25 protein-coding genes are annotated in these 24809 nt (G+C 69.7%); 15 read left to right on the top strand and 10 right to left on the bottom strand.

Translation table 11 applies throughout. The features are described from left to right. The first annotated feature begins 51 nt into the window (after positions 1 to 51). The 5 genes from JDV09_RS14085 (at position 52) to JDV09_RS14065 (ending at position 4781) form a co-directional block, all read left to right on the top strand. Entirely contained in the window at positions 52 to 1653 is a 1602-nt protein-coding gene (locus JDV09_RS14085) for a sugar porter family MFS transporter (RefSeq protein ID WP_221369760.1), read from the top strand. Positions 1654 to 1701: 48 nt separating this feature from the next. Continuing rightward, on the top strand, positions 1702 to 1983 hold the full coding sequence (locus JDV09_RS14080) for a phosphoribosyl-ATP diphosphatase (protein ID WP_221369759.1): 282 nt from the start codon (positions 1702 to 1704) through the stop codon (positions 1981 to 1983). Positions 1984 to 1985: 2 nt separating this feature from the next. Further along, complete coding sequence (hisG, locus tag JDV09_RS14075; protein ID WP_221369758.1) at positions 1986 to 2831, top strand: ATP phosphoribosyltransferase; 846 nt, start codon at positions 1986 to 1988, stop codon at positions 2829 to 2831. 67 nt (positions 2832 to 2898) lie between these two features. After that, positions 2899 to 3381 carry a DUF4126 family protein gene (locus tag JDV09_RS14070; RefSeq protein WP_221369757.1) on the top strand — a complete coding sequence of 161 codons (483 nt, stop codon included), beginning with the start codon at positions 2899 to 2901 and terminating at the stop codon, positions 3379 to 3381. A gap of 8 nt (positions 3382 to 3389) precedes the next feature. Further along, complete coding sequence (locus JDV09_RS14065) at positions 3390 to 4781, top strand: FAD-containing oxidoreductase (RefSeq protein WP_221369756.1); 1392 nt, start codon at positions 3390 to 3392, stop codon at positions 4779 to 4781. Positions 4782 to 4790: 9 nt separating this feature from the next. On the opposite strand, the gene JDV09_RS14060 is transcribed toward JDV09_RS14065, so the two are convergent. Then, entirely contained in the window at positions 4791 to 5681 is an 891-nt protein-coding gene (locus tag JDV09_RS14060) for a RecB family exonuclease (protein ID WP_221369755.1), read from the bottom strand. Between the two features lie 84 nt (positions 5682 to 5765). On the opposite strand from JDV09_RS14060, the gene JDV09_RS14055 reads away from it, so the two are divergent. After that, positions 5766 to 6596, top strand: coding sequence for a tRNA (adenine-N1)-methyltransferase (locus tag JDV09_RS14055; protein WP_221369754.1), 831 nt, complete (start codon positions 5766 to 5768; stop codon positions 6594 to 6596). Between the two features lie 86 nt (positions 6597 to 6682). Here the strand turns inward: JDV09_RS14055 and JDV09_RS14050 are convergent, their stop codons facing one another. Genes JDV09_RS14050 through JDV09_RS14040 form a run of 3 tightly spaced genes read right to left on the bottom strand, consistent with a single transcriptional unit; the run spans position 6683 to position 8113 of the window. Beyond that, on the bottom strand, positions 6683 to 6979 hold the full coding sequence (locus tag JDV09_RS14050) for a DUF503 domain-containing protein (protein WP_221369753.1): 297 nt from the start codon (positions 6977 to 6979) through the stop codon (positions 6683 to 6685). 4 nt (positions 6980 to 6983) lie between these two features. Next, positions 6984 to 7571, bottom strand: coding sequence for a lipoprotein LppK (lppK, locus tag JDV09_RS14045; protein WP_308124128.1), 588 nt, complete (start codon positions 7569 to 7571; stop codon positions 6984 to 6986). A gap of 41 nt (positions 7572 to 7612) precedes the next feature. Then, positions 7613 to 8113: an MTB12 family secreted protein gene (locus tag JDV09_RS14040; protein WP_221369751.1), complete on the bottom strand. Its 501-nt coding sequence runs from the start codon at positions 8111 to 8113 to the stop codon at positions 7613 to 7615. Positions 8114 to 8260: 147 nt separating this feature from the next. On the opposite strand from JDV09_RS14040, the gene arc reads away from it, so the two are divergent. Beyond that, positions 8261 to 10099 (top strand): proteasome ATPase, encoded by a 1839-nt coding sequence (arc, locus tag JDV09_RS14035; protein WP_221369750.1) that lies wholly within the window; start codon positions 8261 to 8263, stop codon positions 10097 to 10099. A 7-nt stretch (positions 10100 to 10106) separates the two neighbouring features. On the opposite strand, the gene JDV09_RS14030 is transcribed toward arc, so the two are convergent. The 4 genes from JDV09_RS14030 to JDV09_RS14015 form a co-directional block, all read right to left on the bottom strand. Next, complete coding sequence (locus tag JDV09_RS14030) at positions 10107 to 11774, bottom strand: SulP family inorganic anion transporter (RefSeq protein WP_221369749.1); 1668 nt, start codon at positions 11772 to 11774, stop codon at positions 10107 to 10109. A 26-nt stretch (positions 11775 to 11800) separates the two neighbouring features. Then, complete coding sequence (locus JDV09_RS14025; RefSeq protein WP_221369748.1) at positions 11801 to 13441, bottom strand: SulP family inorganic anion transporter; 1641 nt, start codon at positions 13439 to 13441, stop codon at positions 11801 to 11803. A gap of 72 nt (positions 13442 to 13513) precedes the next feature. Further along, positions 13514 to 14680, bottom strand: coding sequence for a hypothetical protein (locus tag JDV09_RS14020; protein ID WP_221369747.1), 1167 nt, complete (start codon positions 14678 to 14680; stop codon positions 13514 to 13516). Further along, complete coding sequence (locus JDV09_RS14015; RefSeq protein ID WP_221369746.1) at positions 14677 to 15819, bottom strand: hypothetical protein; 1143 nt, start codon at positions 15817 to 15819, stop codon at positions 14677 to 14679. The genes JDV09_RS14020 and JDV09_RS14015 overlap by 4 nt, the downstream gene beginning before the upstream one ends. Before the next feature lie 92 nt (positions 15820 to 15911). Here JDV09_RS14015 and dop point away from each other — a divergent pair, with 92 nt between their 5' ends. From dop to prcA, 4 genes are all read left to right on the top strand, one after another. Continuing rightward, positions 15912 to 17420 (top strand): depupylase/deamidase Dop, encoded by a 1509-nt coding sequence (dop, locus tag JDV09_RS14010; RefSeq protein ID WP_221369745.1) that lies wholly within the window; start codon positions 15912 to 15914, stop codon positions 17418 to 17420. A 106-nt stretch (positions 17421 to 17526) separates the two neighbouring features. Next, positions 17527 to 17721, top strand: a complete 195-nt coding sequence (locus tag JDV09_RS14005; protein WP_064393943.1) for a ubiquitin-like protein Pup — start codon at positions 17527 to 17529, stop codon at positions 17719 to 17721. After that, complete coding sequence (prcB, locus tag JDV09_RS14000; RefSeq protein ID WP_221369744.1) at positions 17718 to 18632, top strand: proteasome subunit beta; 915 nt, start codon at positions 17718 to 17720, stop codon at positions 18630 to 18632. Before JDV09_RS14005 ends, prcB begins: the two co-directional genes overlap by 4 nt. After that, on the top strand, positions 18629 to 19390 hold the full coding sequence (gene prcA, locus JDV09_RS13995) for a proteasome subunit alpha (RefSeq protein ID WP_221369743.1): 762 nt from the start codon (positions 18629 to 18631) through the stop codon (positions 19388 to 19390). The genes prcB and prcA overlap by 4 nt, the downstream gene beginning before the upstream one ends. A gap of 9 nt (positions 19391 to 19399) precedes the next feature. Here the strand turns inward: prcA and JDV09_RS13990 are convergent, their stop codons facing one another. After that, positions 19400 to 20299: an alpha/beta fold hydrolase gene (locus tag JDV09_RS13990; RefSeq protein WP_221369742.1), complete on the bottom strand. Its 900-nt coding sequence runs from the start codon at positions 20297 to 20299 to the stop codon at positions 19400 to 19402. 110 nt (positions 20300 to 20409) lie between these two features. On the opposite strand from JDV09_RS13990, the gene pafA reads away from it, so the two are divergent. Then, entirely contained in the window at positions 20410 to 21768 is a 1359-nt protein-coding gene (gene pafA, locus JDV09_RS13985) for a Pup--protein ligase (RefSeq protein WP_221369741.1), read from the top strand. Positions 21769 to 21782: 14 nt separating this feature from the next. On the opposite strand, the gene JDV09_RS13980 is transcribed toward pafA, so the two are convergent. After that, positions 21783 to 22370: a class I SAM-dependent DNA methyltransferase gene (locus tag JDV09_RS13980; RefSeq protein ID WP_221369740.1), complete on the bottom strand. Its 588-nt coding sequence runs from the start codon at positions 22368 to 22370 to the stop codon at positions 21783 to 21785. A gap of 70 nt (positions 22371 to 22440) precedes the next feature. Here JDV09_RS13980 and JDV09_RS13975 point away from each other — a divergent pair, with 70 nt between their 5' ends. The 3 genes from JDV09_RS13975 to tatA are packed head-to-tail and all read left to right on the top strand — an operon-like array spanning position 22441 to position 24743. Beyond that, a complete protein-coding gene (locus tag JDV09_RS13975) occupies positions 22441 to 23445 on the top strand; it encodes a helix-turn-helix transcriptional regulator (RefSeq protein ID WP_221369739.1) in 1005 nt (334 codons plus the stop codon). Beyond that, positions 23442 to 24437, top strand: coding sequence for a helix-turn-helix transcriptional regulator (locus JDV09_RS13970; RefSeq protein WP_221369738.1), 996 nt, complete (start codon positions 23442 to 23444; stop codon positions 24435 to 24437). The genes JDV09_RS13975 and JDV09_RS13970 overlap by 4 nt, the downstream gene beginning before the upstream one ends. Positions 24438 to 24467: 30 nt before the next feature. After that, a complete protein-coding gene (gene tatA, locus JDV09_RS13965) occupies positions 24468 to 24743 on the top strand; it encodes a Sec-independent protein translocase subunit TatA (RefSeq protein ID WP_221369737.1) in 276 nt (91 codons plus the stop codon). Positions 24744 to 24809 lie beyond the last annotated feature (66 nt).

The following is a 24809-nucleotide window of genomic DNA, read 5'->3' as shown; positions in this document are numbered from 1 at the left end:
TCGTAGATGTGATCTACGTCATATTTCACAGCCCGGAAGGGGGTCGGCGTCATGGCCGCAGGGGTCGGCGGGGTTTCAGCCGAGAACGAATTCAGCTCCGGGCGCAGCGCCGTGCGGGTGGCGTCGGTGGCCGCGCTGGGCGGTCTGCTGTTCGGCTATGACAGCGCCGTGATCAACGGAACCGTCAGCGCACTGGAGCGGGAATTCGCCATCAGCGGCCTGACCCTCGGCTTCGTGGTGGCCTCGGCGCTGCTCGGGGCCGCTGTCGGCGCGGTGACCGCCGGGCGCCTGGCCGACCGTGTGGGTCGGCTGTGGGTGATGAAGCTGGCCGCGGTGCTGTTCCTGATCAGCGCGATCGTGACCGGCATAGGCACCGACATATGGGTCATCATGGCGTTCCGCGTGATCGGCGGTATCGCCGTCGGCGTCGCCTCCGTCATCGCCCCCGCCTACATCGCCGAGACCTCGCCTCCCCGAATCCGGGGCCGACTGGGCTCGCTGCAGCAGCTGGCCATCGTCAGCGGCATCTTCGTGTCGCTGGCCGTCGACTGGATCCTGGCCGAGATTGCCGGCGGATCCTCCAACGAGCTGTGGCTGGGCCTGGAAGCCTGGCGGTGGATGTTCCTGGCCGAGGTCGTGCCGGCACTGGCCTACGGCCTGCTGGCCTTCACCATCCCCGAATCACCGCGCTACCTGGTGGCCACCCACCGGATTCCCGAGGCCCGTCGGGTGCTGACGATGCTGCTCGGGGAGAAGAACCTCGAGATCACCATCAACCGCATCCAGGACAGCCTGCGCCGCGAGAAGCCGCCGTCCTGGATGGACCTGTGCAAGCCACGCGCAGCCACGGCCGCCTCGGGGCTGGGCAACGTGGTCCGGCAGTACATGTGGTGGCTGCTGCTGATCTTCGGTGTGCTGGCCGTCGCGGCGTTCGGTATCGGGTGGTGGCCGGTGGCGATTGTTTTCGTCGCGCTCGCAGTCTGGGTGGGGATGGCCGGCGGACTCTACGGCATCGTCTGGGTCGGTCTGGGGTTGTCGGTCTTTCAGCAGTTCGTCGGCATCAACGTGATCTTCTACTACTCCAACGTGCTGTGGGAGGCCGTGGGCTTCGAGGAACGGCACGCGTTCATCATCACGGTGATCACCTCGGTGACCAACATCGCGACCACGCTGATCGCCATCGCGCTGATCGACAAGGTCGGCCGCAAGCCGCTGCTGCTGATCGGTTCGACGGGCATGGCGGTGACGCTTGGCACGATGGCGATCATCTTCGGCACCGCGCCGGCTGTCGACGGACAGCCGCAGCTCAGCGGCGCCGCGGGACCGATCGCGCTGGTCGCGGCCAACCTGTTCGTCGTCGCGTTCGGCATGTCCTGGGGACCCGTCGTGTGGGTGCTGCTCGGTGAGATGTTCCCTAACCGGATCCGGGCAGCGGCGCTCGGCCTGGCCGCCGCCGCTCAGTGGATCGCGAACTTCGTCATCTCCTGGACCTTCCCGAGCCTGCGTGACGTCCTCGGTATGGCCTACGGGTTCTATGCCATCTGCGCGGTGCTGTCCTTCGTGTTCGTCTGGCAGTTCGTCGAGGAGACGAAGGGCAAGACGCTGGAGGACATGCACGACGAAGCATGGCACCACGAGCGCGCGCCGCACTGAGCCCCTGCCGCCGACCCGCGCCGGCTGTTCGCGGCCGGTCGCGGCGACATGGAACAATCCCACCTCGTGAAGACCTTCGATGCGCTGTTCGCCGAGCTGAGTGAACGGGCCCGCACCCGCCCCGCGGGCAGCGGCACCGTCGCGGCGCTGGACGCCGGTGTGCACGGCATCGGCAAGAAGATCCTCGAAGAGGCCGGCGAGGTCTGGCTGGCGGCCGAGCACGAGGGCGACGAGGCCCTCGCCGAGGAGATCAGCCAGTTGCTCTACTGGACGCAGGTGCTGATGGTCGCGCGCGGGCTGACCCTCGACGACGTGTACGGGAAGTTGTGAGGGTGCTCAGGGTTGCCGTGCCCAACAAGGGCACCCTCAGCGAACCGGCCGCCGAGATCCTGTCCGAGGCCGGATATCGGCGCCGCACCGACGGCAAGGATCTGACCGTCGTCGACCCGGCCAACCAGGTCGAGTTCTTCTTCCTGCGACCCAAGGACATCGCCATCTACGTCGGTTCGGGTCAGCTCGACTTCGGCATCACCGGCCGCGATCTGGCCCGCGAATCGGATGCGCCGGTGCGTGAGCGGCTCGCGCTGGGCTTCGGATCGTCGACGTTCCGCTACGCGGCTCCGGCCGGCCGGACCTGGCGGGTCGAGGACCTGGCGGGCAAGCGGATCGCCACCGCATTTCCGAACCTGGTGCGAAAAGATCTGTCCGCCAGGGGAATCGAGGCCACCGTCATCAGGCTCGACGGCGCGGTGGAGATCTCGGTGCAGCTCGGTGTGGCCGACGCGATCGCCGACGTGGTCGGATCCGGGCGCACATTGGGGCTGCACGACCTGGTGGCCTTCGGCGAGCCGCTGTGCGACTCCGAGGCGGTGCTGATCGAGCGTGACGGTGACGAGAGGTCCGCTGCCCGTGACCAGCTGGCGGCCCGGGTGCAGGGCGTGGTGTTCGGTCAGCAGTATCTGATGCTCGACTACGACTGCCCGCGCAGCTTGCTCGACCGGGCCACCGAGGTGACCCCGGGGCTGGAGTCGCCGACCATCGCGCCACTGGCCGACCCGGCCTGGGTGGCGGTGCGCGCCCTGGTGCCGCGCCGGGACGTCAACGCCATCATGGACGAGCTCGCCGGGATCGGGGCCAAGGCGATTCTGGCGTCCGACATCCGGTTCTGCCGCTTCTGATCGAGGCCACTCACCGCACCGTTGGGCGTGTTAGCGTCCGGATGACCGCACACCGCACGGAGGTCCGATGACCCACGCTCTGGTACTGCTGCTGGCCCTGCTGATCGGTGTGATCGCCGGTCTGCGCGCGATGACCGCACCGGCCGTGGTGGCCTGGGGCGCGATGTTCGGCTGGATCGACCTGGACGGCAAGTGGTCGGAGTGGGTGGCGCACCCGATCACCGTCACCGTGCTGACCATCTTCCTGCTGGGGGAGCTGGTCACCGACCAGCTGCCCAAGACTCCCAGCCGTAAGGTCCCCCAGCAGTTCATCACCCGCCTCGTCACCGGCGCGTTCGCGGGCGCGGTGATCGGCAGCGCGTTCTTCCACACCTTCAGCGCCCTCGGCGCCGGGATGATCGGCGCCGTGATCGGCACCCTCGGTGGTGCGGCGGTGCGCGGCCGGCTCTACACCGCCAACAACGGCAACGACAAGCCGGGGGCGTTCGGTGAGGACATCGTCGCCGTCGGCGGGGGCTTCCTGGTCGCCTTCCTGGTCAGCCTGGTCTGAGCCGGCCCGTGACCGATTCCGAGCCAACACACTTCGACGCGATCATCGTCGGCGCCGGTCAGGCCGGGCCACCGCTGGCGGGTCGGTTGACCGCCGACGGACAGACCGTCGCGGTCATCGAGCGCAAGCTGGTCGGCGGCACCTGCGTGAACTACGGGTGCATCCCGACCAAGACGCTGGTGGCCAGTGCGCACGCCGCGCACCTGGCCCGCCGCGGCGGCGATTTCGGCGTCGGCGCCGGCGACATCACCGTCGACATGACGAAGGTGAAGGCGCGCAAGGACCGGATCAGCGGCGGCGACCGGGAGGGCGTCGAGTCCTGGATCGAGGGCATGAGGGGCGCGACGCTGATCCGCGGGCACGCCCGCTTGGAGGATCCGCACACGATCCGGGTCGGTGACCGGCTGCTGCACGCCGACCGCATCTTCCTCAATGTCGGTGGCCGCGCGGTGGTCCCGGACATGCCCGGCCTGGCCGAGGTCGACTACCTCACCAACGTCGGCATCCTCGACCTCGACGTGGTTCCCGAGCATCTGGTGATCATCGGTGGCAGCTACATCGCGCTGGAGTTCGCCCAGATGTACCGCCGCTTCGGCGCCCGCGTCACGGTGGTGGAGCGGGGTCCCCGGCTGACGTCGCGGGAGGACGAGGACGTCTCGGCGGCCATCAAAGAGATCCTCGAGGCCGAGGGCATCGACGTGGTGGTCGGTGCCGATGCGATCAGTTTCGCCAAGCGGGACAACGACTCCGGCGGTTGCACCGTCACGCCGCGCGTCGGTGCAGAGCCGATCACCGGCAGTCATCTGCTCGTCGCGGTGGGCCGGCGACCCAACACCGACGACCTCGGGCTGGCGGCCGCCGGGGTCGAGACCGACAAGCGCGGCTACATCGTCGTCGACGATCAGCTGCGCACCAACGTGCCGCACATCTGGGCGATGGGCGACTGCAACGGGCGCGGGGCGTTCACCCACACCTCCTACAACGACTTCGAGATCGTCGCGGCCAACCTGCTGCACGGCGACCCCCGCCGGGTCAGCGACCGGGTGACGACCTACGCCCTCTACATCGACCCGCCGTTGGGACGGGCCGGCATGACCGTCGACGAGGTCCGCCGTTCCGGCCGCAGAGCGCTGGTGGGCAAGCGGCCGATGACCCGGGTGGGCCGCGCGGTCGAGAAGGGCGAGACGCAGGGCTTCATGAAGATCGTCGTCGACGCCGGGACCGAGGAGATCCTGGGCGTGGCGATCCTCGGCGTCGGTGGCGACGAGGTGGTGCACTGCGTCCTCGACGTGATGACCGCGAAGCTGCCCTACACCGCGATATCCCGCACCATGCACATCCACCCCACGGTCAGCGAACTGGTGCCGACGATGCTGCAGGACCTCGAGCCGCTGACGTAGCCGCTGTGGTCACGCAGCGGGCTCGGAGTGCAGAACCGCGTCCGGGTCACCGTCGTCGAGGGTTTCGGGCCACCCCGGATACGGCGGCGGTGTGCCGCCGAACACCGGGCAGTGCACGCGATGGGCGCACCAGTCGCAGAGCCGGGACGGTTGCGGGCGGAAATCGCCCGTCGCGCCGGCGGATTGGATCGCGCGCCAGATCGCCATCAGCGTCTTCTCGAAGCGTTCCAGCTCGTCGAGCGCGGGCGTGTAGTCCAGTACCTGGCTGTCGGCGAGGTAGAGCAGCCGCAGCCGGGCGGGCAGCACCCCGCGCGACCGCAGCAGCGCGACGGCGTAGAACTTCATCTGGAACATCGCCTTGAACTCGGCCAGTGCCCGCGCCGCCGCCGGCGCCTTGCCGGTCTTGTAGTCCACCACCCGAAGCTCGCCGGTGGGTGCGACGTCGATGCGGTCGACGAACCCGCGCAGCAGCGTCCCGTCGGCCAACTCCACCTCGACGCGCTGTTCGCAGCCCTGGGGGTCGAACCGGGTCGGGTCCTCCAGCCGGTAGTAGCCCGACAGCAGTGTTCTGGCCTGGTCGAGCATCTCGGTCTGTAGGGCCGGCGGGACGTCGTCGGCCAGCGACGGTTGTTCGGTGACCATCCGTTCCCAGGCGGGAGCCACCAGCGACATCGCGGTCTGCGGGAGCCGCTGCGCGGCGGGCAGCGCGTAGAGCCGCTCGAGCGCGGCATGTACGACCGAGCCGCGCACCTGGGCCGGCGACGACGGCTCCGGCAACCGGTCGATCGCCCGGAACCGGTACAGCAGCGGGCACTGCTTGAAGTCACTGGCGCGAGACGGCGACAACGCGGGACGGCTGACCGGTCGATCGGGCCCCGTCGGCCCGGTCTGCTCGCTCATGAGCCCACCCTAGAACCGGGGTGCGACATTCAGCGGGCAACCCGGCGGTGTCCGTCGGCGCGTCGGCTGGCAGGCTGGTCAGCTGTGCGCAGAACCGGTCCGTTCGAAGTGGGTGACCGCGTGCAGCTCACCGACGCCAAGGGCAGGCGGTACACGATGCTGCTCAAGCCCGGCGGTGAGTTCCACACCCACCGCGGCATCATCGCGCTGGACGAGGTGATCGGGCTGCCCGAGGGCAGCGTCGTGCGGTCCACCAACGGAGACCAGTTCCTGGTGCTTCGGCCACTGCTGGTCGACTACGTGATGTCGATGCCGCGCGGCGCCCAGGTGGTCTACCCCAAGGACGCCGCGCAGATCGTGCACGAGGGCGACATCTTCCCCGGCGCGCGGGTCCTGGAGGCGGGCGCCGGTTCGGGCGCGCTCACCTGTTCACTGCTGCGGGCGGTCGGCCCCGGTGGCAGCGTGACGTCCTACGAGGTGCGGGAGGATCACGCCGAGCACGCGGTGCGCAACGTCACGACGTTCTTCGGTGAGCACCCCCCGAACTGGGAGCTGGTGACCGCCGATCTCGCCGACTATGCCGGGCCCGAGGTCGACCGCGTCGTGCTGGACATGCTCGCGCCCTGGGAGGTGCTGCCCACCGTCGCCGACGCGCTGGTCGCCGGTGGGGTGCTGATGATCTACGTCGCCACCGTGACCCAGCTGTCCCGGACCGTCGAGGCGCTGCGCGAACAGCAGTGCTGGACCGAGCCGCGGGCCTGGGAGAGCATGCAGCGCGGCTGGCACGTCGTGGGCCTGGCGGTGCGCCCGGAACACTCGATGCGCGGACACACCGCGTTTCTGATCAGCGCGCGCAAACTCGCTCCGGGTGCGGTGGCGCCGATCCCGCTGCGCAGGAAGCGCCCCGGGGTCTGAGCCCGGCCCCGCCGAACTCGCATTCCAGCAGGGCGTCACCCGCACTCTGGCTGCCGGAATGCCATTTCGGCGGGGAGCGGTCGGGGCTACTCGTCGGTGCTGCGGCGCAGCCCCCGGCGCGCCGACAACAACTCGATCTCCGGCCGGGCCGCGACGAGACGCTCGGCGGCGTCGAGCACGTTCACCACGTGTTGGCGGTCACCGGCGACCACGGCGACGCCGACGCCCGCGCGCCGGTGCAGGTTCTGCTCGCCGGTCTCGGCCGCGGACACCGCCAGCTTGCGCGCCAGCTCGGCGACCAGCGGCCGCAGCACCGAGCGCTTCTGCTTCAACGAGTGCACGTCGCCGAGCAGGATGTCGAACTCCAGCCAGCCGATCCACATCGGCTCAGCGGGTCGGCGTCGTCGTCGGTGCCGGGGCAGGAGCCGGTGCGGGCGCCGGGGTGGCGGTCGCCGAGGCGCCGGGATCCAGCGCGAGTAGCAGATCGGCGGTCTGACGCGTCAGCTGCCAGGAACCCGAGGCAGGGGCGAACTCCATCGGGTAGGTGAACTCGTTGCCCTCCGGGTTGGCGGTCCTGACGACGACGGTCGCCACGACATTGCCCGGATCGGACTGCGACCAGGCCAGATCGCGGGCCTCGAAGGTCAACGGGAGGGCGCCGTTGTCGCGAAGCGCGGCGGCGAACCGGTCCAGGCCGGCGGCCTCGTCGGCGGAGCCGTCCTCGATCAGGACGACCTTCTGGTCGCCGGGAACCGCGGGATCGGCGAGCCTGCCCATCACATCGGTCAGCGCCGAGGCCGGGGGCAGCGGCGGGCCACCACGGGCGGGGGCGCTGGGTGCCGGCATCCCGACCGAGGGCGCCGGTGAGGTCTCCGGCGACGGTGACGCGGCCGGATGGCTCGGCTGGCTGCACCCGGCGAGCCCCAGCGCCGCCACCACGGCGGCGGCGCCCAGAGCCACTGCGATGCCGCGCACCCGCGTCATTCTCCGGTGAGCGACCGGGAAACCCGCGATACTCAGCCCACCGACGACATCAGGGCCAGCGCGGACTGCTTGGACAGCTGCCAGCCGGTCGGGCTCGGGCCGGTGATGAAGGTCAGCGGCTGTGTCGCGACGACGCCGGAGGGTGCCGCCGCGGTCACGTTGGCGGTTGCCACCGGGCCGTTGAGGTCGATGTCGGCGATCGTGAAGCTCAGCGGGAAATACCCCTTGGCGGCGGCGCTGCTGTACCCGCTGTCGGCCATCCTGGCCTCGATGCGGCCCAGCCCACCCTGCACGTAGGTGCCCTTGGCCCCGCTGAACGAACCCGGTCCGGCCAGGGCGGTCAGCGTCGAGATCAGCGGACCCTGCAGCTCGGGCGCCGGTGCGGCGGGCAGCGGTGCCGTGAAGACGGCCGGCTGCGCGGACGCGATTCCCGCGCCGGCTGAAATCGAGGTCACACCCGCGGCCGCAGCGCCGATCACCACGGCTGCTGCCGCCCCAGCGGTCAAGCTGGTGACGAGGGATTTCGGGGTCACGGCTGTCCTTTCGTTCGGCCGACTGATCTACAGAGGCTAACAGTGTCGCCAGGTGTGTCGAATTCCTAGACCACACACAATGGCTGAATCGCCGGTAGCGTTGAAGTTGTTACCGCACCAACTTCCGGTGTGGGAAGGGAGCGCAGCATGAGTGAGTCCGAGCGTTCTGAAGCCTCTGAAGTCTTTGGGACATCCCCCGATAACCACATTTCCGGCGAGGATGCCGCAGAACTGGAAGAGCTGCGGCGCGAAGCAGCCGTCCTGCGTGAGCAGCTCGAGGACGCGGTAGGCCCCCAGAGCGGGTTGCGCAGCGCGCGTGACGTGCACCAGCTGGAGGCTCGGATCGACTCGCTGGCCGCCCGCAACGCCAAACTGATGGACACGCTCAAGGAAGCCCGCCAGCAGTTGCTGGCGCTGCGTGAAGAGGTCGACCGCCTCGGTCAGCCGCCGAGCGGCTACGGCGTGCTGCTCGGTGTGCAGGAGGACGACACCGTCGACGTGTTCACCTCCGGGCGGAAGATGCGCCTGACCTGCTCGCCGAACATCGAGACCAAGGAGCTCAAGAAGGGTCAGACCGTGCGTCTCAACGAGGCGCTGACCGTGGTCGAGGCCGGGCACTTCGAGTCCGTGGGCGAGATCAGCACGCTGCGTGAGATCCTCGCCGACGGTCACCGTGCGCTGGTCGTCGGCCACGCCGACGAGGAGCGCATCGTCTGGCTGGCCGAGCCGCTGGTGGCCGCCGAGCACCTGCCCGAGGACTACGAGGACGAGCTGGGTGACGACCGGCCCCGCAAGCTGCGGCCCGGCGATTCCCTGCTGGTCGACACCAAGGCCGGCTATGCGTTCGAGCGTATCCCGAAGGCCGAGGTCGAGGACCTGGTGCTCGAGGAGGTGCCCGACGTCAGCTACCACGACATCGGCGGCCTGACCCGGCAGATCGAGCAGATCCGCGATGCCGTGGAGCTGCCGTTCCTGCACAAGGACCTCTACCGCGAGTACGCGCTGCGCCCACCGAAGGGTGTGCTGCTCTACGGCCCGCCCGGCTGCGGCAAGACGCTGATCGCCAAGGCGGTGGCCAATTCGCTGGCCAAGAAGATGGCCGAGCTGCGCGGTGAGGACTCCAGGGAGGCGAAGTCCTACTTCCTCAACATCAAGGGTCCCGAGCTGTTGAACAAGTTCGTCGGCGAGACCGAGCGGCACATCCGGCTGATCTTCCAGCGGGCCCGGGAGAAGGCCTCCGAGGGCACCCCGGTGATCGTGTTCTTCGACGAGATGGACTCCATCTTCCGCACCCGTGGCACCGGGGTCAGCTCCGATGTCGAGACGACGGTCGTGCCGCAGCTGCTGTCCGAGATCGACGGCGTGGAAGGCCTGGAGAACGTCATCGTCATCGGCGCCTCCAACCGCGAGGACATGATCGACCCGGCGATCCTGCGGCCCGGCCGCCTGGACGTCAAGATCAAGATCGAGCGGCCGGACGCGGAGTCGGCGCAGGACATCTTCAGCAAGTACCTGACCGAGGTTCTGCCGGTGCACGCCGACGATCTCGGCGAGTTCAGCGGGGACCGTGCGGCCTGCATCAAGGCGATGATCGAGAAGGTCGTGGACCGGATGTACGCCGAGATCGACGACAACCGGTTCCTGGAGGTCACCTACGCCAACGGTGACAAGGAAGTCATGTACTTCAAGGACTTCAACTCCGGGGCGATGATCCAGAACGTGGTCGACCGCGCGAAGAAGAACGCGATCAAGTCGGTGCTCGAGACCGGCCAGCCCGGCCTGCGCATCCAGCACCTGCTCGACTCGATCGTCGACGAGTTCGCCGAGAACGAGGACCTGCCCAACACCACCAATCCCGATGACTGGGCCCGGATCTCGGGCAAGAAGGGCGAGCGGATCGTCTACATCCGCACGCTCGTCACCGGCAAGAGTTCGTCGGCTAGCCGTGCTATTGATACCGAGTCGAACCTGGGGCAGTACCTCTAGGCGCCCCTCACCGCACGGCGTTCACCGCGTCGTCGATGGTGGTGAAGTACCGGCCTTCGGACTCCACCTGCTGCCACCACGGCCACCCGCGCACCATCGTGTGCACGTGCTCGGACAGGCAGGCGTAGACGATCCGGACACCGTCGGGGGCGAGTTCGGTTTCGAAGTCGCGCAATCCGTCCAGCACGGTCGACGACATCTTCGGTAGCCGGCGCAGATCGAGGATGACGGTGCCGGGAAACCCGGCGGCCTCGACGAAGGTGTGCACGGCCGCGGTGTTCGATCGCAGGTTGGCGGTGTAGAGCGCCGTTCCGAACCTCAGCACCAGCGGGTCCGTCGGCGCCGCAGCGGTTTCGGTGGCTCCCGCGGTTTCGATGGCCTCGTGCCAGCCCGCGCCGTCCTGCCGGACCAGGCGTATGACGTTCGGGGTGTTGATTTCGCGGAGCACCAGGTAGAGGGTCAGCACCACGCCGACGGCGATCGCCCGCAGCAGTCCGGCCGTCAGCGCGAACACCGCGACCGCGACGGCCATCCCGAACTCGACGCGGTCGTAGCGGTACAGCCGTGCCAGTGCCGTGATGTCGACGAGCCCGAGCGTCGCAACGAGCACCATGGCGCCCAGGGTCGCCTGCGGCAACATGCTCAGCACATGTGCCAGGAACAGCGACACCAGCACCGCGAGGGCCGCGGTGACCAGCCCCGCCACCTGGCTCTTGGCGCCCGCGCGGGCGTTGACGCTGCTCTGGGAGAACCCGGCGGACGGCGGCAGCGCGTGGAAGAACGAGCCGACGAGCGCGCTCATGCTGCTGGCGGCCAGTTCCCGGTCGGGTTCGACGGGCGGCTCGTCGGGCCGGCGGACGCCGCGCGCGACCGCGACCGTCTCGAGGAACGCCATCAGTGCGATCGCCAGCGCCCCCGGGAGCAGCCCGCCGACATGGTCGAGGCTGGGCAGGCCGGGAAGCGGAATCCCCTGCGGCACCTCCGGAATCAACGCGACGCCGTGGCCGGGCAGGTCGACGCCCGCCGCCAGGCCGATGCCGAGGACGACGACGAGCAGGGGGCCGGGCACCGCGGGCACGAACCGCGACATCGCGAGCAGGATCGCGATACTCGCCACGGCCAGCGCCACGGTGGCGAGGTGCACATCGCCGAGGTGGCGCACCATCGACAGCACGGTGCGCAGGAAGCCGTCCGCGTCGGGGTCGCCGGGCACACCGAGCAGCTTGGGCAGCTGGGTGGCCGCGACGGTCAGCCCGACACCGGCCTTGATGCCGATCAGGGTCGCCTCGTTGATGTTCTCGACCAGCGACGCGAGCCGCAGCACCCGGGCGACCAACAGGATCACCCCGACCAGCAGGGTCAGCGTCACCAGCTCGGACGGGGCGTCCGGTGACCCGGCGGCGATACCGGCACCGAGCATCGTGGACGCGGTGAGCGTCGCGATGGTGGAGGTGGTGCTGACGCTCGCGGTGCGGGAGCCGCCGACGAAGGCGTAGACCACCAGCGGCAGCATGCACGTATAGAGGCCGAACTGCGGCGGCAGGTTCGCCACCGTCGCGTAGGCCATGGCCTGCGGGATGACCACGGCGGCGGTGGCCAGCCCGGCGAGCAGATCGGCGCGCAGCCACCCACGCTGATACGGCAGGATCGCCGGCGCGAACGCCCGGATACGCATCAGCGGCACTCTAGCTGCCCGCCGTGCTAGGGCCGGCGCAGCGCGGCCACGGCCGCCCGGTTGGTGTCGAACTCCAATGCGCCCTCGAGCAGGTCGAGCCGTTCCAGGCTGTCGCGCAGTTCGGGTCGGACGCGGGAGTAGGCGAAGGTGACGGACCGGTCGCGCAGCCAGGCCTGGGTCTTCCTGACCGCATCACCGCCGGTGATGTCGATGCCGGACACCCCCTCCAGGTCGAGGACGAAGGCGTGCACCGGATGGGGGGCCGCGTCGACCGCGTCGCAGACGGTCTGATGCAGCACCGAGCCGTTGCCGAAGAAGATCGGAGCGGCGAACCGCAGCACGATGACACCCGGAACGGTCTCCAGGTTGTGCGGGGTCAGACCGGTCAGCGACACCGACGGATCGTCGGTGCCCTCCAGTATGTCGATCGCCGGTGCGGCGGCGCGGCGCAACAGGTTTACCACGGACAACCCGAACGCGATGATGATCCCGCCCAGTGGACCCACCAGCAGAACCCCGAGGAAGCACGAGGCCCCGACCGCGAACTCGAACCGCGACTGGTGCCACAGCTCGCGGAACTCCGCCACTCCGAGCAGCTTCAGCACCGCGACCGCGACGATCGCACCGATCGCCGGGGACGGGATGTCGGCCAGCAGGGCGGTGCCGAACAGCAGCAGGAGCAGCGCGCCGGTCGCCATCACCAGCGACGGCAGCTGGGTGCGGGAGCCGGCCTGATCGACGGCGGCGGTGCGCGACGTCGAGGAGCCGACGGTGAACGACGACGACAGGCCCGCGGCCACGTTCGCCGCGCCGAATGCGGCCAGGTCGCGGTTGGCGTCGACGCTGTAGCCGTTCTTGTCCGCGTAGGAACGCGCGACCAGCAACCCCTCGGCCACGGTGATCATGGTCAGCGCGATCGCGGCGGGTGTGATCGAAATCCACTCCGTCAGGCTCAGATCCGGCCAGCGCAGGACGGGCGCACCGGCGGGGACGTCGCCCAGCACCGACACCCCTTTGTCGCGCAGCGCGAGCGCCACCGAGGCGATCGTGGCGACGACCAGCACCACGAGCGCCCACGGGGCCGCGGGCAGCACCCGGCGGCCGAGAAGCAACACGGCCAGCGCGCCCAGGCTCACCCCGACCGACCACCAGCTCAATTCGCCGAGACGGGTGATGATCTCGACGATCTTCTCGAAGAACTCCACCCGGCTTCCGACCTTGATGCCGAGCATCTTCGCGAGCTGGCTGAGCAGGATCTCCAGGGCCAGGCCCCCGACGAAGCCGATCAGGATGGGTTTGGAGAGGAAGTCGGCGAGAAAGCCGAGCTTGAAGAACGCGAAGGCGAAGAACAGCAGACCGCCGACGACCGCCTGGGCGGCCGCCATTGCGGCGTACTGCTGGCTTCCGGCCGCGGCGAGCCCGGCCACCGACGAGCCGACCAACGCCGCTGCGGCGGCGTCGGGCGCGGCAACCACCTGGCGCGACGACGCCAGCACGGCGAACACCACCGCGGGGACGACGAGCGCGTACAGCCCGGCGGTGGGTGGCAGGCCGGCGATCTGGGCGTACCCGATGTTGAGCGGCACGGCGATTGCCAGCAGCGTGATGCCGGCCATCACCTCGCGCGCCAGATTGCCGCGGGTCAGGCCGGGCAGCAGATGTTTCACGGTGACTCCTGCCCCGGCGGGATGAACGACTTCAGCATGGCAGAGCGCCGCGGCTTCGTGCGGCCAGCTTGCTCAGGACCGGCGATGTTCGAGCTCCAGATAGGCGTCCCGGCCGGCCAGGCTGACCGCCACATCGGCGATGAGCGGGTCGAAGAACCGCTGCCGGTACAACGGGTCGACGCTGGTGCTGACCGTGAAATAGAGGCCGGAGAGCACGGCGACGAACAACGAGATGTGCACCACGGTCTGTGGAATGGGGATGTGGATGCCGAACCACGTTCCCGCACAGGGTGGCTCACCGACCGGGCAGGACTGTTCGCCCGACCACAGCACCGTCACGTCATCGGGAACCGCGATGATGCCCAGCGCCAGGAAGAACACGAACAGGCCCGCGGTGAACAGCACGACCTGGATGGCCTGCGCGACGACCATCACGGCGACCACGTTGGTCTGCTCGGCCAGCGACAACGGGCTGCGGGACACCGGTGCCGCACCCGCGGAGGCCAGCGGCGTGCCGGCCAGCAGCGCGGCCGGATCCGACTGCTCCGAACGGTCCTGGCGCAGTGCGCTGACCTCGTCGCGAATGGTGGCGATCATGAACACCACCGCCACCAGGGCGAGGAATCCTATTGTCTGCCAGAGCCGTTCCCGGGTCATCCGGGCGGCCAGCTGCCACAGCTCCCCGGTGAAGTAGACCACCACGGTGAGCATCAACAGCGGCAGCGCCCGGCTCATCAGCGTGCCCAGCGCGCCCAGCTGCGCCCAGGCGAACCGGAACGCCCACAGCGCGATGGACCCGAAGCCGAGGTAGGTCAACCAGATCGTGGCCAGCGAGACCAGCAGGAACACCGGCACCTCGGCCAGCGCCTCGGCCGACCACCCCTCCGAGATCACCGGGACCAGCAGCACGAAGATCCCCATCACGGCCAGCGCGGCGGTCCGCCGGCCGGCCTCGGAGGCCGCGGTGCCGCGCCGGTGCAGCGTGTGCAGCACGGATGGGGCGGCGGCCAGCGCCACCGCGACGATCGCCAGCCGCGCGATGTACGCGGCATCGGGGTCCTCGCCGGTCCAGTCGGCCAGCAGCAGCGTGACCACGGTGAGCACCCCGACACCGGCCACCGCCGGAGCCGACCGGGCGATCAGCGCGCGCGAGCGCACCCGACGGGTCAGCACCAGCGGCAGCCCGCGACGCAGGAACCACTCGTGGATCGCCCGCGCAGCCCCGGCCGAGTCGGTCATGTGGCGGCCGTGGCCGCGCGGTACCGGTCCCGGGCCACCAGGGTCAGCAGCAGGTCATCGATGAGCGGGTCCAGGTACTGCGCGCGGTACTCCTTGTCACCGCCCGCGCGCGCCGCCAGGTACATGAAGGTCAGCGCGGTCAGGAACATCGCGACCTGGATCAGGGCCTGCGGGATCGGCAGTGTCATGCCCAGGAAATGGCCGTCGCTGGCGCCGCCGGCGGTCAGCGCGGCCAGCAACTCCGGGCTGATCAGGATCAGCCCGAAGAACAGGAACAGCAGACCCGTGACCAGCGCGACGGTCAGCACCTGCACGATCTGCGACATCGCGAGCACGAACACCACGTTGATGCGCTCCGGGCCGGACAGCGGCTTGCGGCGCGGCCGGTCGGGCATCGCGCCGAACGGCGTCCCCGCCAACAGCGCGGCGTGCTCGGGGCGCTTGGCTGCCGGATCCAGGATCGGCCGCACCCGCGCCAACGTGCCGGAGATCAGGAACGTGACGGCGACCATCAGCAGGAACAACAGGGCCAGCCACAGCCGGCCGCGGGTCACCTTGGACGCCATCGTCCACACCGGGCCGTTGAAGAACACCAGCACCGTCAACAGCATCACCGGAAGTGCGCCCACCAGCAGCCCGCCCACCGAGGCCAGGTTCTCCCACATCATCCGCACCGCCCACGCCAGCACCGCCCCGACGCCGGTCACGGTGCACAGCAGGATCGCCCCGATGATCACGGCTTCGGCGAGCAGGTCGACGACGAAGCGGGGGCTGGGACCGCCGAAGAGCGCGCCCAGCACCGCCACCCCGATCGACACCGCCACGATGACGGTGCGGGCCCGGCTCCCGTGGACGCGCGAGACCAGCCAGCCGGCCACCGCGGCGGTCGGCAGCACCAGCACGACCACCGCGAGAACGAACCATTCGGTGCGGTTGGGCGTCCCTACGATGTCGATGGTGCGTTTACCGGTCACCGCCACGACGAGGATCGAGAACGCCATCATCACCGCGAACGCGGCCAGCGCGGGCGCCGACCGTTGCCAGACGTGCCGGAGCAGCGTGCCGGGACGCAAGACTGCAGGCAGGCCGCGCCGCAGGAACCAGCGTTCGGCCGACTGGCGCTGATCGTTGGCGTTCATCGTCGCCAATCTCATCACGAGGCCCGGTCCGCCGCGGGCCTTCGCGGCGGGCAGCGCGGACGTGGCACCGCCTGCCCCTTAGGCTGGTCGCCATGCAACGGATCATCGGAACAGAGGTCGAGTACGGCATCTCCTCGCCGTCCGACCCGACCGCGAATCCGATCCTGACGTCGACCCAGGCCGTGCTGGCCTATGCGGCGGCAGCGGGGATCCAGCGCGCCAAGCGCACCCGGTGGGACTACGAGGTCGAGTCACCGCTGCGCGACGCGCGGGGCTTCGACCTGAGCCGCTCGTCGGGCCCGCCGCCGGTGGTCGACGCCGACGAGGTCGGTGCGGCGAACATGATCCTCACCAACGGCGCCCGGCTCTATGTCGACCACGCACACCCCGAGTACTCGGCGCCGGAGTGCACCGATCCGATGGATGCGGTGATCTGGGACAAGGCGGGGGAGCGCGTGATGGAGGCGGCCGCGCGCCACGTCGCGAGCGTGCCGGGCGCGGCCAGGCTGCAGCTCTACAAGAACAACATCGACAACAAGGGCGCGTCGTACGGTTCGCACGAGAACTATCTGATGAGCCGCCAGACCCCGTTCTCGGCGGTCATCGCCGGGCTGACGCCGTTTCTGGTGTCCCGCCAGGTGGTTGTCGGCTCCGGCCGGGTCGGGATCGGCCCGTCCGGTGACGAGCCCGGCTTCCAGCTCTCGCAGCGCGCCGACTACATCGAGGTCGAGGTCGGTCTGGAGACCACGCTCAAGCGTGGCATCATCAACACCCGCGACGAACCGCACGCCGACGCCGACAAGTACCGGCGCCTGCACGTCATCATCGGCGACGCGAACCTGGCAGAGACCTCGACCTACCTGAAGCTCGGAACCACCTCGCTGGTGCTGGACCTGATCGAGGAGGGCCCGTCGATCGGCGCGGATCTGTCCGATCTGGCGCTGGCGCGGCCGGTGCACGCGGTGCACGTGCTGTCGCGTGATCCGTCGTTGCGCGCCACGGTGGCGCTCGCCGACGGACGCGAGCTCACCGGCCTGGCGCTGCAGCGCATCTACCTGGACCGGGTGGCGAAGCTGGTGGACAGCAAAGACCCCGACCCACGCGCGTCGCGCGTGCTGGAAACCTGGGCACATGTCCTGGACCTGCTCGAACGCGATCCGATGGAGTGTGCGGACCTGCTGGACTGGCCGGCCAAGCTGCGGTTGCTGGACGGCTTCCGGCACCGCGAGAACCTCGGCTGGTCGGCCCCGCGGCTGCACCTGGTCGACCTGCAGTACTCCGATGTTCGGCTGGACAAGGGGCTCTACAACCGGCTGGTGGCGCGCGGTTCGATGCAGCGGCTGGTCACCGAGCAGCAGGTGCTCGACGCGGTGGACAACCCACCGACCGACACCCGCGCCTATTTCCGCGGCGAGTGCCTGCGCCGGTTCGGCGCCGACATCGCGGCGGCCAGCTGGGACTCGGTGATCTTCGATCTGGGCGGCGACTCACTGGTGCGCATCCCCACGCTGGAGCCGCTGCGCGGCAGCAAGGCGCACGTCGGGGCGCTGTTGGACTCCGTCGACAGCGCGGTCGAACTCGTCGAGCAGTTGACGAACTGACCGCGCCATCCCCAGCAGGATGGCCCGAGACCGGTAGTGTGGGGAGACCGGCGGGCTGGCGGCCGGTCGCCCGCAACGGGTGGGCATACACACGCAGGAGGCAGCGATGGCCCAGGAGCAGACCAAGCGCGGCGGTGGGGGCGGCGAGGACGACGACCTCACCGGCAGCACGGCCGCCGGGCAGGAGCGCCGCGAGAAGCTGGCCGAGGACACCGACGACCTGCTGGACGAGATCGACGACGTCCTGGAAGAGAATGCCGAGGACTTCGTGCGTGCGTACGTCCAGAAGGGTGGACAGTGACCTGGCCGCATCGCGATCAGCCGGCCCTTCCGTCCCCCCAATCCGGAGCTTTTAGCGCCCTTCCGCAGGGCTTGTCCCATGGCGGCGTGAATCTCTCGTCATTCTCCGATTTCCTCCGGCAACAGGCACCGTATCTGCTCCCCGGCGGCGCCGCGGCGACCGGCGGCGTGCCGACCGACGCCGTGCCGCACGGCACCACGATCGTCGCGCTGAAGTATCCCGGCGGGGTCGTGATGGCCGGCGACCGGCGGGCCACCCAGGGCCACATGATCGCCAGCCGGGACGTCCAGAAGGTCTACATCACCGACGACTACACGGTCACCGGCATCGCGGGCACGGCGGCGATCGCCGTCGAGTTCGCCCGGCTGTACGCGGTGGAGCTCGAGCACTACGAGAAGCTCGAGGGGGTGGCACTGACGTTCCCCGGCAAGGTGAACCGGCTGTCCACGATGGTGCGTGGCAATCTCGGGGCGGCGCTGCAGGGCTTCGTCGCGCTGCCGCTGCTCGCCGGCTACGACCTCGACGACCCCAACCCGCAGGATGCCGGACGCATCGTCTCGTTCGACGCCGCCGGTGGGTGGAACGTCGAGGACGAGGGCTATCAGTCGGTCGGCTCGGGCTCGATCTTCGCGAAATCGTCGATGAAGAAGCTCTTCGCCCAGGTCACCGATGCCGACTCGGCGCTGCGGGTGGCCGTCGAGGCGCTCTACGATGCCGCCGACGACGACTCCGCGACCGGCGGCCCCGACCTGGTGCGGGGGATCTTTCCCACCGCGGTGGTGATCGGCGTCGACGGCGCCGTCGAGGTGGCCGAGCAGCAGATCGCGTCGGTATGCCGGGAGATCATCGAGAACCGTTCGCGCACAGACAAATTCGGGCACGAGGCGCCTGTTCGGGGTGACGAGCTGTGAGTTTTCCGTATTTCATCTCGCCTGAGCAGGCGATGCGTGAGCGTTCCGAGCTCGCGCGCAAGGGCATCGCCCGTGGCCGCAGCGTGATCGCGCTGGCCTACGCCGACGGTGTGCTGTTCGTCGCGGAGAACCCGTCGCGGTCCCTGCAGAAGGTCAGCGAGCTCTACGACCGGGTCGGTTTCGCGGCCGTGGGCCGGTTCAACGAGTTCAACAACCTGCGCAGCGGCGGCATCCGGTTCGCCGACACCCAGGGATACGCGTACTCGCGGCGCGACGTCACCGGCCGGCAGCTGGCCAACGTCTACGCCCAGACACTGGGCACGATCTTCACCGAGCAGGCCAAGCCGTACGAGGTGGAGTTGTGCGTGGCGGAGGTCGCCCACTACGGCGAGACCAAGGCGCCCGAGCTCTACCGCATCACCTACGACGGGTCGATCGCCGACGAGCCGCACTTCGTCGTGATGGGTGGGACGACCGAGCCGATCATCGCGGCGCTCAACGAGTCCTACACCGAGAACGCGTCGCTGGCCGACGCGGTGTCCATCGCGGTGGCGGCGCTGACCGCGGGCGGCAACGGTACCGAGCCCCGCACGCTCGGGCCGTCCACCCTCGAGGTCGCCATCCTCGACGCCAACCGTCCGCGGCGGGCGTTCCGTCGGATCACCGGTCCCGCACTGGAAGCGCTGCTGCCGGAGGAGAACCCGGAGAAGCCGGATGGCCCGGAGAACACCGACAACCCGGAGAAACCGGCCGAATAGCCGGCATCCTCACGCCGGGCCGGATCGCACCCGGCTGAGCACCAGACCCGCGAACTGCTCCGGGGACTCCAACGGGACGAAGTGTCCCGCCCGTTCGGCCATGTGCAACCGGACGTCGGTGAAGTAGTCGTCCAGCCGGTCGGCCCACTGCGGGGGGAACAGCGGATCGTGGCCGGGCCACAGCACCTCGGTGGGGGTGTGGATCTTGATCGCCCGCTCGGGCGGCAACTCGGTCAGCGACTGGGTGATCGTCCCGGCGCCCGCGCGGAACCACGCGATCGAGGCGCAGAACGCACCGGGCAGCGCGTAGTCGGACACCAGTGCGTCGAGGGCGTCGCTGCTCAGCTCGAATCCGGGCCCCGACCAGTGGCTCCAGAAGTGCCGCAGGTATTCGCGGACCGCGTCGGCGTTGCCGTCGAGCAGCTCGGCCGACAGCGGCAGCTGGTGGAAGGCCTGATACCAGAACTCGCCCTGGGCCTGTGGTGCGAGCACCCGGTCGCCGGCACCCGGTAGCGGCGGCGACAGCACCAGCGCCCGCGCCAGGTCGGGGTGCATCCTGGCCACGCTCTGCGCCACCCGGCTGCCCACGTCGTAGCCGGCCAGCACGACCTCGGTCAGGCCCAACTCCCGGATCAGCGCCACCACGCTGGCGGCCTGCGCCGAGGCGCTGTAGAAGTGGTTCACCGACACCGCGTGCTTGTCCGAACCGCCGAAACCCCTCAGGTCGGGCACGACGACGTCGAGATCGTCGTCGGCCGCCGTCAGTATCGGCACCAGGTCCCGGTAGTCGTGTCGGGTGCCCGGCCAGCCGTGCAGCAGCACCACGGCGCCGCCCCCGGGGGTGCCGAAGCGGTCGAAGGTCAGCCGGAAACCGTCGACGGGCGCGCTGCGGAAGGCCCGTGAAGCCATGGCCTCATTGTGGCGCGCGGGCCCGCCCGCGATGTGGGGTTTGTCGATCGTGGCCGTCCCGGGCGTGGTCCGGCCACCGTCACGGCCGGGCAGCAAGTAGGCTCGGTGAGGTGCAGCGACGAATCATGGGCATCGAGACCGAGTTCGGTGTCACCTGCACGTTCCACGGCCATCGCCGGTTGAGTCCCGACGAGGTCGCCCGCTATCTGTTCCGGCGGGTGGTGTCGTGGGGCCGTAGCAGCAACGTGTTCCTCCGTAACGGCGCGCGCCTGTACCTGGACGTGGGCAGCCACCCCGAGTACGCCACCGCCGAATGCGACAGCCTGACCCAGTTGGTCACCCACGACCGGGCCGGCGAGCGGGTCCTCGAGGACCTGCTCATAGACGCCGAGCAGCGGCTGGCCGACGAGGGCATCGGCGGGGACATCTATTTGTTCAAGAACAACACCGACTCGGCGGGCAATTCCTACGGCTGCCACGAGAACTACCTGATCGTGCGCGCCGGCGAGTTCTCCCGCATCTCCGACGTGTTGCTGCCGTTCCTGGTGACCCGTCAGCTGATCTGCGGGGCGGGCAAGGTGTTGCAGACCCCGAAGGCCGCCACGTTCTGCCTGTCGCAGCGCGCCGAGCACATCTGGGAGGGCGTCTCCTCGGCGACGACCCGGTCACGCCCCATCATCAACACCCGCGACGAACCGCACGCCGACGCCGAGAAGTACCGCCGACTGCACGTCATCGTCGGCGACTCCAACATGAGCGAGTCCACCACGATGCTCAAGGTGGGATCGGCCTCGCTGGTCCTGGAGATGATCGAGGCCGGTGTCGCGTTCCGGGACTTCTCGCTGGACAACCCGATTCGGGCGATCCGCGAGGTCAGCCACGATCTGACCGGTAAGCGGCCGGTCCGGCTGGCCGGCGGCCGGCAGGCCAGTGCGCTGGACATCCAGCGCGAGTACTACGCCCGCGCGGTCGAGTACCTGCAGACCCGCGAACCGAACCCGCAGATCACCCAGGTGGTCGACCTGTGGGGGCGCCAGCTCGACGCGGTCGAGAGCCAGGACTTCGCCAAGGTCGACACCGAGATCGACTGGGTGATCAAGCGCAAGCTCTTCCAGCGTTACCAGGACCGCTACAACATGGAGCTGTCGGACCCCAAGATCAGCCAGCTCGACCTGGCCTATCACGACATCAAACGCGGCCGGGGCGTGTTCGACCTGCTGCAGCGCAAGGGTCTGGCCGCCCGGATCACCACCGACGAGGAGATCGAAGCCGCGGTCGACACCCCGCCGCAGACCACCAGGGCCAAGTTGCGCGGCGAGTTCATCAGCGCGGCCCAGGAGGCCGGCCGCGACTTCACCGTGGACTGGGTGCATCTCAAGCTCAACGACCAGGCGCAGCGCACCGTGTTGTGCAAGGACCCGTTCCGCTCGGTGGACGAGCGCGTGAAGCGGCTCATCGCCAGCATGTGACCGGGCCGGCGCCCTCACCGACGGGCGTGCACCGACACCGCGTAGTCGCCGCCGTGGAACGGCTCACGGTCCCACGTCGCCCACCGGTCCACCAGCGTCAGGCCGGCCGCTTCGGCGAGCTCGTCGTAGCGCTCCAGCGACAGTCGCCCGGGCCTGAGCTGAAAGCCCGCCACCATCGACCCGCCGGGTCGTAGCCGGTCGGCGAGTTGGGCGACCACGTTGGCCTCGGTGCCCGGGTCGAGGAAGATCATCACGTTGCCCGCCAGAGCCACCAGGTCGAAGGCCCCGTCGATGCGCGCGTCGGTGTCCACCAGGTCTGCCTCGATCCACCGCAGGTGCGGCGCCTTGGCCCGGGCTGCGTCGAGCATCGCGCGGTCGTTGTCCAGGCCGACCACCGAGAACCCGCGCGCGGCCAGCTCGATCGCGACCCGGCCGGTGCCGCAGCCGGCGTCGAGCACGTCGGTGCCGCCCGCGGACCGGAGCAGCGACTCGATCAGGTCGGCCTCGCCGTGCACGCCGGCGCCGGTGGCCGCCAGCTGCTCCCATCGCGCGTCGTAGTCCTGCCCACGCGGTGCGTCGGACTGCTGCCAGCGGGTGCCCATGGCCTGAGATCCTGTCAGACGCGCCGCCTCGGCGTCCGGCCACACCCGCGAAGCGCCTTAAGCTCTAACCGTGGGGATCTCCAAAGTCGAACGGCTGATGAACCTCGTCATCGCGTTGTTGTCCACCCGGACGTTCATCACCGCCGACCGGATCCGCGAAACCGTCTACGGGTACCCCGCCGGCGGCAGCGACGAGGCGTTCTCGCGGATGTTCGAACGGGACAAGAACGAGCTGCGCGATCTGGGCATCCCGCTGGAGACCGGCCGGGTGTCCTCGACCGACCCGGCCGAGGGCTACCGGATCAACCGGGACGCCTATGCGCTGCCCGCCGTCGACCTGACCCCCGACGAGGCGGCCGCGGTCGCGGTGGCCACCCAGTTGTGGGAGTCGCCCGAACTGATCACCGTGACACAGGGCGCGCTGCTGAAGCTGCGCGCCGCGGGCATCGACATCGAAGCCGTCGACGGTGACGTCGCGATCACCTCCACCGCCGCGCTGCCCGGATTGCGCGGCTCCGAGGAGGTGCTGGGAATCCTGTTGTCCGCCATCGATTCCGGGGTGCCGGTGCAGTTCCCGCACCGCCCGTCGCGCAGCGAGCCCTATGTCACCCGGACCGTCGAGCCGTGGGGGGTGGTGACCGACCGGGGCCGTTGGTACCTGGTCGGCCACGACCGCGACCGCGATGCGGTGCGCACCTTCCGGCTGTCCCGCATCGGCGCCGACGTCACCGTGATCGGCGAACCGGGCACGGTGCGCCGACCGGACGGGGTGGACCTGCGCGAGATCGTCGACCGGGTGGTCGGTGACCGGCCGGCCACCGGCGAGGCCAGGGTATGGGTCGCCGACGGTAGGGCGACCGCGCTGCGGCGCCGGGCCACCGTGCTGGGCCCGCGCACACTGGGCGGGCGGGCCGGCGCGGAGATCAGCGTGGAGATCGGCATGTTCGACCGGCTCGCGCGCGAGATCGCCGGCTACGGGGCCGACGCGGTCGCGCTGGAACCGGCGAGCCTGGTCGACGACGTGGTCGCCCGGCTGACCGCGCAGGCCTCGACCGGCTCGGAGGTGACCGCGTGACCGCGACGTCGGCGCGGCTGGTCCGGCTGCTGAACATGGTGCCGTATTTCCAGGCCAACCCGCGGATCACCTACACCGAGGCCGCGACCGACCTCGGGGTGAGCGTCAAGCAGTTGCGCGACGACCTGAACCAGCTCTGGATGTGCGGTCTGCCCGGCTACGGGCCGGGCGACCTGATCGACTTCGAGTTCTCCGGCGACACCATCGAGGTGACGTTCAGCGCGGGAATCGACCACCCGCTGCGGCTGACCTCCCCGGAGGCCACCGGTGTGCTGATCGCGCTGCGCGCGCTGGCCGACGTGCCGGGAATGGTGGATCCGGAGGCGGCGCGCAGCGCGATCGCCAAGATCGAGTCGGCCGCGGGCCGGGCGGGGTACGGCCCCGACAGCCAGGTCGACTGTGCCGTCGACGAGCCCGCCCCGATGGAGAGCGAGGCGGCCGCGGCGGTGCGTACCGCGGTGCGCGGCGACCGCGCGCTGGCGATCGAGTACTACTCGGCCTCGCACGACATGTTGTCCAGCCGGGTGGTCGACCCCATCCGGGTGGTGCTGGTCGCCGACCACAGCTACCTGGAGGCGTGGTGCCGGTCGGCCGAGGGGGTGCGGCTGTTCCGGTTCGACCGCATCGTCGACGCCCGCGTGCTCGACGAACCGTCGGCACCGCCGCCACCGGCCGTGCAGGCCGGACCGGACACCTCGCTGTTCGACCCCGACACCGCCGACCCGTCGCTGCCCACCGCGACACTGCTGGTCGCGCGTTCGGCGTCGTGGATGTTCGACTACTACCCACTGCGGGTTCTGCGGGAGTTCGAGAACGGTTCGTGTGAGGCTGCGATGACGTATGCGTCCGAGGTGTGGATGGCGCGGTTCGTGTTGGGCTTCGGATCCGCCGTGCGGGTGCTCGCGCCGCCGCAACTGGCCGATCGGGTGCGCGGGGCGGCATCGGCTGCGCTGGACGCCTATCGGGTCGGTATGGAACCGTCGGACGAGTAGACTCGGCGCAGACGTCTGGAGGTAACCAAATTGGGTGGTCTACAACCCTGGCACTGGATCATCGTCATCGCCGTGTTCGTGTTGCTGTTCGGCGCCAAGAAACTCCCCGATGCGGCGCGCTCACTCGGCAAGTCGATGCGGATCTTCAAGTCCGAGATCAAGGAGATGCAGTCGGAGTCCGGCTCGGCCAAGCCGGAACAGCCGACGCAGATCACCTCGGAGCGGGTGCCAGACCCGATCAACGGCGCCGACGGCACCGGCACGCAGGCCTCGACCGAGCCCTCGTCGGACAAGCGCCCGGCCTGAGCGGCCGTTTCTCGCCGCGCGGCACCGTGCCGCGCGGCGGGTGCACGCGTTCCGCGCATCATCTAG

The sequence above is a fragment of the Mycolicibacterium xanthum genome (genome assembly GCF_019710635.1).
In the GTDB taxonomy this organism is placed as follows: Bacteria; Actinomycetota; Actinomycetes; order Mycobacteriales; family Mycobacteriaceae; genus Mycobacterium; species Mycobacterium xanthum.
The sequence above is the reverse complement of the archived record's forward strand: the minus strand, read 5'-3'. Positions and strand labels throughout refer to the sequence as shown.

Excerpts from the sequence above, each read along its gene's own strand:
- JDV09_RS13990 (WP_221369742.1), bottom strand. The coding sequence starts at position 20,299 with ATGGCTTCACGGGCCTTCCGCAGCGCGCCCGTCGACGGTTTCCGGCTG.
- JDV09_RS13980 (WP_221369740.1), bottom strand. The coding sequence starts at position 22,370 with ATGGGCACCCGCTGGCAGCAGTCCGACGCACCGCGTGGGCAGGACTAC.
- JDV09_RS14080 (WP_221369759.1), top strand. The coding sequence starts at position 1,702 with ATGGAACAATCCCACCTCGTGAAGACCTTCGATGCGCTGTTCGCCGAG.
- arc (WP_221369750.1), top strand. The coding sequence starts at position 8,261 with ATGAGTGAGTCCGAGCGTTCTGAAGCCTCTGAAGTCTTTGGGACATCC.
- JDV09_RS14005 (WP_064393943.1), top strand. The coding sequence starts at position 17,527 with ATGGCCCAGGAGCAGACCAAGCGCGGCGGTGGGGGCGGCGAGGACGAC.
- JDV09_RS14050 (WP_221369753.1), bottom strand. The coding sequence starts at position 6,979 with ATGTGGATCGGCTGGCTGGAGTTCGACATCCTGCTCGGCGACGTGCAC.
- JDV09_RS14020 (WP_221369747.1), bottom strand. The coding sequence starts at position 14,680 with ATGACCGACTCGGCCGGGGCTGCGCGGGCGATCCACGAGTGGTTCCTG.
- JDV09_RS14085 (WP_221369760.1), top strand. The coding sequence starts at position 52 with ATGGCCGCAGGGGTCGGCGGGGTTTCAGCCGAGAACGAATTCAGCTCC.
- dop (WP_221369745.1), top strand. The coding sequence starts at position 15,912 with ATGCAACGGATCATCGGAACAGAGGTCGAGTACGGCATCTCCTCGCCG.
- JDV09_RS14060 (WP_221369755.1), bottom strand. The coding sequence starts at position 5,681 with ATGAGCGAGCAGACCGGGCCGACGGGGCCCGATCGACCGGTCAGCCGT.
- JDV09_RS14030 (WP_221369749.1), bottom strand. The coding sequence starts at position 11,774 with ATGCGTATCCGGGCGTTCGCGCCGGCGATCCTGCCGTATCAGCGTGGG.
- JDV09_RS14070 (WP_221369757.1), top strand. The coding sequence starts at position 2,899 with ATGACCCACGCTCTGGTACTGCTGCTGGCCCTGCTGATCGGTGTGATC.
- JDV09_RS14015 (WP_221369746.1), bottom strand. The coding sequence starts at position 15,819 with ATGAACGCCAACGATCAGCGCCAGTCGGCCGAACGCTGGTTCCTGCGG.